Source organism: Enterococcus sp. 2201sp1_2201st1_C11_2201SCRN_220225 (genome assembly GCF_040925905.1).
GTDB lineage: Bacteria > Bacillota > Bacilli > Lactobacillales > Enterococcaceae > Enterococcus_C > Enterococcus_C asini_A.
In genome coordinates this window covers 1-10,631 of sequence record NZ_JBCOJC010000061.1, presented here as the reverse complement: position 1 = coordinate 10,631, position 10,631 = coordinate 1, and the positions used below count along the sequence as shown (strand labels likewise).

8 protein-coding genes are annotated in these 10,631 nt (G+C 40.7%); all 8 read right to left on the bottom strand.

Going from position 1 to position 10,631, the window contains the following annotated elements; genetic code table 11:
- The coding region (locus AB5754_RS12215) for a hypothetical protein (protein ID WP_368259623.1) at positions 1 to 282 on the bottom strand (282 nt) is incomplete at its 3' end.
- Complete coding sequence (locus tag AB5754_RS12210; protein ID WP_368250483.1) at positions 269 to 2,122, bottom strand: sensor histidine kinase; 1,854 nt, start codon at positions 2,120 to 2,122, stop codon at positions 269 to 271. The genes AB5754_RS12215 and AB5754_RS12210, both read right to left, overlap by 14 nt.
- Positions 2,115 to 3,722, bottom strand: a complete 1,608-nt coding sequence (locus AB5754_RS12205) for a response regulator (protein ID WP_368250481.1) — start codon at positions 3,720 to 3,722, stop codon at positions 2,115 to 2,117. The genes AB5754_RS12210 and AB5754_RS12205 overlap by 8 nt, the downstream gene beginning before the upstream one ends.
- A 248-nt stretch (positions 3,723 to 3,970) precedes the next feature.
- Positions 3,971 to 5,626 (bottom strand): hypothetical protein, encoded by a 1,656-nt coding sequence (locus AB5754_RS12200; protein WP_368250479.1) that lies wholly within the window; start codon positions 5,624 to 5,626, stop codon positions 3,971 to 3,973.
- Between the two features lie 18 nt (positions 5,627 to 5,644).
- Positions 5,645 to 7,153, bottom strand: a complete 1,509-nt coding sequence (locus AB5754_RS12195; RefSeq protein WP_311834680.1) for a sugar ABC transporter ATP-binding protein — start codon at positions 7,151 to 7,153, stop codon at positions 5,645 to 5,647.
- Between the two features lie 216 nt (positions 7,154 to 7,369).
- Positions 7,370 to 8,662 carry a substrate-binding domain-containing protein gene (locus AB5754_RS12190; RefSeq protein ID WP_311834679.1) on the bottom strand — a complete coding sequence of 431 codons (1,293 nt, stop codon included), beginning with the start codon at positions 8,660 to 8,662 and terminating at the stop codon, positions 7,370 to 7,372.
- 184 nt (positions 8,663 to 8,846) lie between these two features.
- On the bottom strand, positions 8,847 to 9,821 hold the full coding sequence (locus AB5754_RS12185; RefSeq protein WP_311834678.1) for a ribose-phosphate diphosphokinase: 975 nt from the start codon (positions 9,819 to 9,821) through the stop codon (positions 8,847 to 8,849).
- 294 nt (positions 9,822 to 10,115) lie between these two features.
- On the bottom strand, positions 10,116 to 10,631 hold a 516-nt coding region (locus AB5754_RS12180), incomplete at its 5' end, for a PTS transporter subunit EIIC (protein ID WP_368259622.1).

Here is a 10,631-nt window from a genome sequence, read left to right as displayed (position 1 = left end):
GTCTGCCCCTTGTGCAATTGCTTGTTTTAGAAATTTCACTTGTTCTTTTGCCGTTAAGTTTTCGTCCGTATTCACAATGACTAGGTCGATTTTTTGATCTTTGGCAGCCATTTTTAAACCGTATTTTAAAGAAGCCCAGCGATTGCTGTCAGAATCTGGTAAAATCACGGCGATTTTGCCTACCGCAGAATCATCATAACTGTTAAAGATCATCACGCCTAGAATCACCGCAAGAATTGCCAAAAGGCCTTCTAATAAAAGAAAATATTTATTTTTTTTCATTAGTTGTCTCACCTCCTTGGATCATTTCTTCTCCGCCATAGCGAAAGCCTTGCTCTAAAACTTGTCGGTTTTCTTCAGTAAACAAAACTGCGGGAATCACGATCGAAACGGTAGTTCCTTCATCTAACTGGCTTTCAATCAGTAAGCCATAGTCTTTGCCAAAGAACAGTTGCAGGCGTTTGTTCACATTGACTAACCCAACACCAGAACCCATTTTAGGAATTTTCCCATCATCAGCCAATAGACTGGCCACTTGTTCTTGGGACATGCCTAATCCATTGTCGGATACGCTTAAGATGACGGTACCCTCAACGAGTTTTCCGGTAATCTTAATTTCCCCGGCATCGTCTAAATTGCCCACTGCATAATTCAAGCTATTCTCCAAGAGAGGCTGCAAAACCAGTTTGACAATGCTATATTGTAAGACTTCTGGCTCGATGTCAAAGGTCACTGACACTTGTTCTTGGTAGCGTTGATTTTGGATGTTCATGTAACTTTTAGCATGTTGCAGTTCATCGGCTACCGAAATTACCGTCCGCCCAGAAGACAGACTGATCCGAAAGAGCTTAGCTAACTGAGTTACCATAAAGACCGCTTTATCATTTTGCTCTCCTTCAATCATCCAAGTAATCGATTCCAAAGTATTGTACAAAAAATGAGGATTGATTTGACTTTGTAAAGCATCCAGTTCACTTTTGCGTCTTTCATTATGTTCTAGAATCACTTCATCCATCAAAGCATCGTTTTTTTCATAAGAGCGTTGGATGGACTGGCCTAAATGCTGAATCTCCGAGGAGCCCCCGATGTAGATATTAGGTTTTTTACCAGATTCATACTCCACTACTGAATCATTTAATTGTTGTAGCGGTCGAGAAATACGCAAGGAAATCAAGCGATTCACTCCCAATAAGACCATAGTCATCATCACGATGTACAAAGCCAGCAACAGCCCCACTCGAAAGCGTTCTTGAACAAACGTAGACTGAGGGATTACCCCGACCAGCTTCCAGCCAGTATAACTGATATCATTAACAATGACTTTCCGCGTTTCTCCCTCAAAGGTTTCGCTATAGGTTCCTTCTTTTGCCGTGGCGGCACTTAAATTATTCTCTTGGGCTAGTTTTTTTGACAGTTGGGTTTGTTGGGGATGATAGATAATCTCTCCTTGGCTGTCACATAAGTAGTAGTATTTGCTAGTTGAAGCCGTATTTAGCTCAGCCATTAAGTGGGAAATACGATAATAATTCATATCCACTAAGAGCACCCCTAGTTGGGAATCCCCTTCATCATTTAGCTCCACTCCCCGACTTAATGAAAGCACCCAATCATATTGCGCTTTCCCATTTTCAAATAAGTTTTGAATATGGGGCGTGGAAAAATGAATGTTTTCCACTTTGTCCATGGCTTGTTGAAACCAAGCTTGCTTGGTGACATTCGGGTCTTCTTTTTGAGTTGCCACAGGTTCTGCTGCCACTAAACTACCGTAGTTATTGTACAAAGCGATGCTAACCAGATTTTCTTTATTGCTTTCATATAAGAGGTTCATCCCGGTATGAATTTCTTGGGCACCACCAGAAAAGCTATTGCCCTTGACCACATCATAGTAAACCGTATCCGAAATCTGGCGCATACGCATCAAATAATTTTCCATGGAATCTCTCGTTTGATCCATCATCTCTTGGGTGTTGGCGATTTCTTTTTCTTTCGATAAAGAAGAAAACTGCGCATAAAGTAAGATACCCGTGGTTAAGGTAACAAAGAAAGATAATAATGAAAAAATAGTCATCAAAATGGATTGAAAGCCCCTAGAAGGCGGGCGATTTTTAAATTCATTACTCACCTTCACCATTCCCCGTTCGATATTTTACAGGCGATAAACCAAAGCGCCGTTTAAAAACATAGCTAAAATAATTGGGATCAGAATAGCCCACTTTTTGACCGATTAAGTAACTTTTTTCATCTGTCTCTAACAGCAAGCGAGAAGCTTTATCCAAGCGATAATCGGTTAAGTAAGTAATAAAAGACATCCCTGCTTCTTTTTTAAACATGGAAGAAAAATAAGTATTGGACACCCCTAACTCCTGACAAACAGCGGCCAGTGAAAGCTTGTCGTCTCCATAATTGTGACGCACGTAATCTTGAGCTTTTAAGACCAATGATTTGGTCGTATGACTGCGAGCGGTCCGCATTTTTTCATGAATCAAAAGACACGTGTCCAACAACCAGTTTTGCAATGCAGCGGGCTCTAACTCCGGTACAATGCGGTAAAGTTCTTTAATATTCCCAGTCAAAGGTTCAATACAAGCATTGTTGTTAACAGCAAAACGATACAATGTCCCAATCAATTCTGAAATCACCACAGTGTACTGTCCTAAGTTTTTCGTGTCTTCAAAAAGCTGATTCAGATAAGTCTGGGCGGCTTGTTCAATGGCAGCTGGCGGGCCCACGTGAATTTTTTTCAAGAGTTCTGCTAAGGCTAAGTCATTGGAAATGGTAAACTTTTCCATTTCTTGCGGCGCCACTTCTTGAATGTTGATCACTTGTGAAGCACCGTAAATTCCTCGGTAAGAAACTGCCATTCGTGCACTAGTATACGAATTATCCAAATCCAAAATTCGCTGACAAACTTGTCCTACTCCAATGGTAACCACCGCTTTGATTTTGTGTAAAACATACTTACAAAAACGGCCACACTCATCTGTTAATCTCGTTAATTCGCCTTCATTTTTCAACTGCACCAGCATGATGGTCTCTCCTAAATAGGAAAAGTAAACCGCCTGCCATTTTTCATTGAAAAACTCCTCTGCTTGTTTTTGAACCGCGGTTACCAATAACAAGGATTTCATTTCTTCTTTGATTTGGCTTAAAGAAGTATGTAAAACTAAACAACAATACAGTGGCCCTTGTAAGGAAATTTGATAATTCGTCAAATAACGTTCCACTTCTGTTTCTTTAATGCGCCCTTCAATTAACGTGGCGTAGAAATTATTTTGCATCAAAGGTAGCGATTCTTCGTAATAGTGCTGGAGTATTTCGATATTTTGATTCTCGTTGAATTCCTTATCGAGTTTTTCTTTTAACTGGGTGAAAACTTGCATTAATTCCACAGAACTTGCAGGCTTTAAAATATAATCACCTACTTCTAGGCGCAATGCTTCTTTCACATAATCAAATTCATCGAAGCCGGTAAAAATCAAAATTTTAGTAGCCGGATATTCGGTTTTAACTTGACTGATTAATTCCAAACCATCCATATAAGGCATTTTAATATCCGTCATAATCACATCGGGTTGGAACATTTCGGCCAATTCCAAGGCTTTCAAGCCGTTGTTTGCGGTTCCAATTACTTCAAAGCCCAATTCTGCCCAATTTAACTTTTTGATGATGACTCGCAAAATATCCTCTTCATCATCTACGAGTAATAAACGATATTTCTCCACGGCTTCACCTTCTCTATTCAATTTAACCTTATTTATCAATCTAAAAAACAAGGATTTTTCGCAACGCTTTCATTATAACCTAAATGCTTTAAATGAAAAGGGCAAGTTCTTCTACAGTTGCCAAGGATTGGCTGGTTGAATTGTCGGTTTAACTATACTAAGATAAATGCCGAAAAAGCCAATCCCGCCATTTTCTTTCCCTATGAAAAAAGAGCAGTGGTTTTCCCACTGCCCCTTTTCGTTCCTGTTTATTTCTTTTGAACATATTTCAAGCAGTCAAGTGTTACGGCTACTAGAATAATGATTCCAGAGAAGACAAATTGCAAGTTGGTGTCAATTCCTAAGATGGTCAATGCGTAAGTCAACGCGGTAAAGATGACCACCCCTACAACAACACCGGAGATTTTCCCAATCCCACCAGTAAAGGAAACGCCGCCGACCACACAGGCTGCAATGGCATTCATTTCCCAACCTTGTCCATAAGCGGCTGAACCAGATCCAACCATCCGGGCACATTCAAGCCAAGAACCAAAGCCATACAACACACCGGCTAAGACAAAAGCGCCCATGGTTACGGCAAAGACAGAAATCCCAGATACGGCAGCAGCCTCAGGGTTGCCCCCCACGGCATACAAGTTTTTCCCAAAAGTAGTTTTATTCCAAATGAACCAAACGATCACAATGGCTGCAATGGCCCAAATGATAATGGAAGGAAAACCATTTAATTTTGGAATAATCATATTCGGAATAGCTGGATCAATCGCCCCAAAGGAGACCCCTTTTGTGGCATAAGTGACTAAACCAAAGATAATCAACGTGTTCGCCATAGTAGAAATGAAGGGGTGCATGGAGAAACGAGCGGTAAAGAAGCCGGCAATCGTCGTAAAGAAGGTAGATAAGACGATACACGCTACCAAAGCAAGAATCACACGACTTCCTAAAGACATCTTCGTAAAGTCAAAGATGTGACCGAAAACGCCCCCGGTATTGATTCCTTGGTGCATGATAATGGTGGCAGCAGTCATGCCCATCCCTACCATCCGACCGATGGATAAGTCCGTCCCGGTTAAGAGAATCAACCCGGCAACCCCTAGCGCTAAGAACATTTGCGGAGAAGCTTGTTGCAAGATATTCAAGATATTGTTATAGGTCAACAGTGGTGAGCCTTTGACGATTGGTGTAATAATTGCTAACACCACAAAGACTAAAATAATGGCAAAGTACAAGCCGTTTTGTAATAAAAAGTCTCGACGGTTAAAGGTATATTGGTAGTTTTCCCAGCGTTGTTCCAGAGTTTCTTTGAAAGAAAAGCGAGACATCCGCAACAAGTCCAACAAGTGATACTTATGGGTAAAGGCATTGTGTTGACGATCTTTAATGCGACGTAGTTCTTCTTTATAGCCCATTTTCGTATCAAAAATTTTATTTTTGTAAACGTATTTCTCTTCTTTGATTTCTTGACTATCAGATAGCTTCGCCAGTTCTTGTTCATGTTCTTTAGCTAATGTATTTAATTTCAGCTGATAATTGGCTTTGGCTAAAACTTTTTCTTGAGCTACGCTGTCTTTTACCGGTTGATAATAGGTTTTATCAAAGTTTTCATTTAAGTAACTTTCCGCTTGGGCAACCAGTCCGGCTACTTGCCCTTTGTTTTGTTCTTCCACTTTTTTTGCGGTTTCTAATTCTTGTTTTAATTCTGCGATTTTAGCAGTTTTTTCATCTTTTGAAATACTTTTATCCCGCTTGGTGCTTTCGATTAGACTCAAGAGGGAAATTACTTTATCCGTTCCTTCTAGTCTAAGGGCATTGACCTGATCTTGAATCTTGCCAACGTATTCATCAATCGGCTGCCGTAGCTTCATTTCCTCTTCAGGGGACAAAGTTTTACCTTTTGCAGTTGCCATACTTCTATTTCTCCTTTTTTATAGGTATTTTGCACTGAGCGTTAATAGCTCTTCTTGATTGGTTTCAGCGGTGTTTACAATTCCCGACAGGCGACCATTGGACATAACCCCGATTCGGTTGGTGATACCGAGAATTTCGGGCATTTCCGAGGAAACTACGATAATCGTCTTGCCTTGTTTCGCCATATTGATAATCAGTTCATAAATTTCATACTTGGCTCCCACGTCAATCCCCCGGGTAGGTTCATCCATCATAAAGACATGGGGATTACGTTCTAACCAGCGTCCGAAAATAACCTTTTGCTGATTTCCCCCAGACAAACTAGAAATTGCATCATTGGGACCCATGGCCTTGGTGTGCATGACTTTAATCTGATTGACTGTAGCTTTTTCCATTTTTTCGTTGGATAAAGCCGGCCCTGCTTTGTATTGAGGCAAGTTGGCAATGGTGGTATTAAAGATCAAATTGCCTTTGCCAAAGAGTCCATTGGCTTTGCGTTCTTCGGTAATCAAAGCAAATCCGTGATCCATCGCTTCTTTGGCACTGTTAAAGTTCATCAGTCTTTCATTGAAATAGACCCGACCAGCAGCTCGTGTCCGAATGCCGAAAATTGTTTCTAAAAGTTCCGTACGGCCTGCTCCCACTAAACCGTAAAGACCAAAGATTTCTCCTTTTTTCACATCAAAGGATACATCTTGTAATTGGGGTTCAAATTTAGTGGACAAATGGCGAATGGATAAAATCGGCTCACCTGGCGTATTGTCTACCGGTGGGAAACGATTGTCTAAGGAACGACCCACCATGGCGGCAATTAATTCATTCATATTGGTCTCTTGAGTCGGCTTGGTCGTGACCAATTTCCCATCCCGTAAAATGGAAACTTCATCACAGATTTCAAAAATTTCATCCATCTTGTGGGAGATGTAAATAATCGCAATGCCTTCATCCCGCAGTTTGCGCATCATCTCAAATAATTTATCCACTTCTTGGACAGTTAGTGAAGAAGTAGGTTCATCTAGTACAATCACTTTAGAGTTGTAAGAAATGGCTTTACCAATTTCACACATTTGTCGCTGGGAAACAGACATGGTGCGCATCGGTTGGCTCAAGTTTACGGTGATTCCTAGTTTCCGAAAGAGTTCGGAAGCTTCTTTACGCATCCGGCGCTCATCTACCATCCCGAAAGAATTCAAAGGATAACGACCTAAAAATAGGTTATCGACCACATTGCGTTCCAAAGCTTGGTTTAATTCTTGATGGACCATGGCAATGCCGTTTTCTAACGCTTCTTTCGGTTCGGTAAAGTTGACTTCTTTGTTTTCGATGAAGACACTCCCTTCATCTTTTTGATACGTCCCAAAGAGGCATTTCATCATGGTGGATTTGCCTGCACCATTTTCCCCCATTAGTCCCATTACAGTGCCCCGTTTCACATTTAAATTAATGTGATCAAGGACGCGATTACGACCAAAGGATTTGCTCATGCCTCGTATGGATAAAACGATGTCGTCTTTTTCTTCTGTCATAGTCTCTACTCACTTCTTTAAAATATTTTTCACTTCTGATCCTCTAGTTGGCAACAAACCGATTGACCAAAATAAACAAGCGGAATACCCGAAACGAATTTCGATTTCAGCTAGTAATGCCTATTCCGCTTATTTCCAACAACTTTGCGCTACTCCTAATTAGCAAACTGGAACTGCAACAATCAAAATGTCACAGTCCCAGAGAGCCTGTAAAAATTATTGGTTAAGCAGTGAGGTATAAGATGCCCCGTTATCTGTTTTCACCATGTTAATTGCAAATGCATCGTATTCACTTGGGTTACCAAGACGGTTGGTGATGTTAGATTCTGTTTGACCATCACCGGCAATGTATTCGACTTTCAAGTTCAATAAATCATCATAGGCTTCTAACAATGGTTGGTAAGTAGAACCTAAGAAGTTGTCAGAAGAGTTGTAGATGTTCAACCAAACTTTCTTTTCAGGAGATTTTGAAGCGTCCAATTGTTTTGAAACTGGTTCGTAAACTTTAGTAGAATCAGTGAAATCTTTGTAGTTTTCTGCAGTAACTGCTACGTTCAACGCGTAGTAAGAACGTTCATCTTCTTTATAAACGTAAGCATCTTCCCCTAGTACGTTGCCCGCTTCATCTTCAGTACCAATCCCAGTGTCAATGTCCACACCATCTAACGCGTTACGCAATACGCGCAATGTTAAGTAAGCTTGAACGTCTGCGTGTTGGCTAACGGTACCACCGTAACCTTCTGCAATGGCTGCAACAGCATCGCTATTAGCATCATAGCCAAAGGTTGGTACTTTGTTGTCTTTTGACCAAGAGTTAAAGATTGACATGCCCATACCGTCATTGTTTGAAGCGATTACATCGATTTGTTCATCAAAAGAAGATGCCCAAGTCCCAATAGCGTTACCAGCCGTAGCCGCATCCCAAGTTGCTCCGGAATTGTTTTTCATTTCTTGAGAAGCCAATTCCCGAATTTTATAGCTCTTACCATTTACTTCTAAAGTACCATCTTGAACGGATTTCGCTTTGCCGTCCACGTTGGTCCCGATTGGTTCGCTGACAATCCCGCCGTCACCTTCAACGCCAGTGCCTAATGCTTCCCGAACCCCTCGTGTACGAGCGATGGAGTCATTGTGACCTACATCCCCAATGGCCAATACATATCCGATAATCCCATCACCATTACGATCGATGCTATCAATATTTTTTTCAATGTAGTCTTTGATCATGGTTCCTTGAACTTCTGCCCCTTGTTTTGCATCAAAACCTACATAATAGGTATTGTCGTTGAAACTTAACGCTGCCTTATCCAATTCACCAGTGGAGGAGTTAGATGGTTGGCGGTTAAACCAAACTAGTGGTTTGTCCTTATTCGCCACAGTGGAAGTTGCGCTATCGCCACCGCCATTGGAGCCATCTGTTTCACTGTCGCCTCCAGAACCACAGGCAGTCAATGAGACCGTCATCCCCAAGGCCAAAGTCAAAGCCAACAAAGCATTTTTCTTTTTCATACAAAATTTCCCTCTCTTCCAGCACAAATGTATGCGCTTTATTTAAAGTCAGTATAACGATTTGCCAGTTGTCCGAACATAGAAATTTTTTCGGAAAAGATTGAAATTTTTAGGATTTTGTTAAAAAGCTATACAAAAAAACACCCACCTAGCAGGATTGCTAGGCAGGTGTTTCACAAGTTCTTTATTTAGCAGTGTTTGTTTCAAATAATGGACTAACCGGTTTGTTTTCGTGAATCCGTTTAATCGCTTCACCCATTAACTCACCCACAGAGATTTCGTCAAGTTTTTCTAGACGACGATCTTCTGGCAAGTAAATGGAGTCTGTTACTACTAGGCGCTCAATGGCAGAATCTTCAATCCGTTGCAAAGCTGGACCAGATAATACCGGATGAGTACAAGAAGCATAGACGCTTTTCGCACCCGCTTCTTTTAAAGCGTTAGCCGCTAAGGTAATGGTACCGGCTGTATCGATCATGTCATCGATTAGCACACAGGTTTTACCTTCCACATGGCCGATGATGTTCATAACTTCCGCCACATTCGCTTTTGGTCGACGTTTGTCAATAATGGCGATTGGTGCTTTTAAGAATTCCGCCAATTTACGGGCCCGAGTTACCCCACCGTGGTCAGGAGATACCACAACTACATCGTCTCCTTGAATGCCTTTTTCTAGGAAATAATTGGCAATCAATGGTGCCCCCATCAAATGATCCACAGGAATATCAAAGAATCCTTGGATTTGAGAAGCGTGTAAATCAAGACAAAGCACGCGATTTGCGCCCGCTTTTTCAATCATATTGGCAACTAGTTTGGCAGTGATTGGTTCCCGAGAACGCGCTTTACGATCTTGGCGAGCATAGCCATAATAAGGCATCACCACATTGATGGTTTTTGCGCTAGCCCGTTTTAAGGCATCAATCATAATCAATAATTCCATCAAGTTGTCATTGACAGGACTTGATGTGGATTGGACTACATAGACGTGAGAACCACGAATACTTTCTTCAATGTTGACTTGGATCTCGCCATCAGAGAATTGATTAACGGAACATTTTCCCAATTCAACGCCAACAGCTGCTGCAATTTTTTCAGCTAATGGACGATTGGAATTCAAGGCAAAAATCTTCAATCTTGGATCAAAATAATGGTTAGACATGAGAACCTCCGCTTTCTTGATTGTTGTCATCGAACTTTCGAAAACAAAAAAAGACTACTAGATACCAGTATTACTTCCTAGTAAATAGTAGTCATTTTCTGTAAATAAATCAAGTTTTTTCTCTATCTTTGTGAAACAATCTAATCCCACTATAAAAATAAAGCTGTACTTTTGTAGAAGTTAAAATAGCTCATTAATAAATTGTATAGGATAGAAAGATTGCATAAACTTTATTCGATTACAATAAATGGGAAAACCACATTTACTATAACTTAACTAGAAGTATTAATGCACTTATTTAGGTTGCAAGGTTATTTTCTCTTTCTTGGAAGGTTGGTGCACTTCACCATTAATTTTAATCTTTCCATAAAAATAGGTTGCAGTAAATGAGATAACACAGCTTAAAATCATACAAATAAAGAAGGTTGGCCAAAATTCAAATGGAATAGATAAGAAGCCAGGTAATCCACTAATCCCTACAGAAGTTGCTAAAATATGTTGAGTAGCCATAAACCCACCTATTAATCCAGAAGTAAGAATTGCACAGATAAATGGAAACTTATATTTCAAGTTAACCCCAAACATTGCTGGTTCAGTAATCCCCATATAAGCAGACAAACCTGCCGCTAGTCCGACACCTTTTAGCTTCTTTTCTTTCACTAAAAAGTTCATAGCAATCGCAGCCGAACCTTGAGCTAGACTAGACATCACACCAATTGGCCAGATGTAGTCACCACCATTAGCCATCAATTGAATATGAATTGGTAAGAAAGCATGGTGCATTCCGGTTACTACTAATGGCGCTAAGCC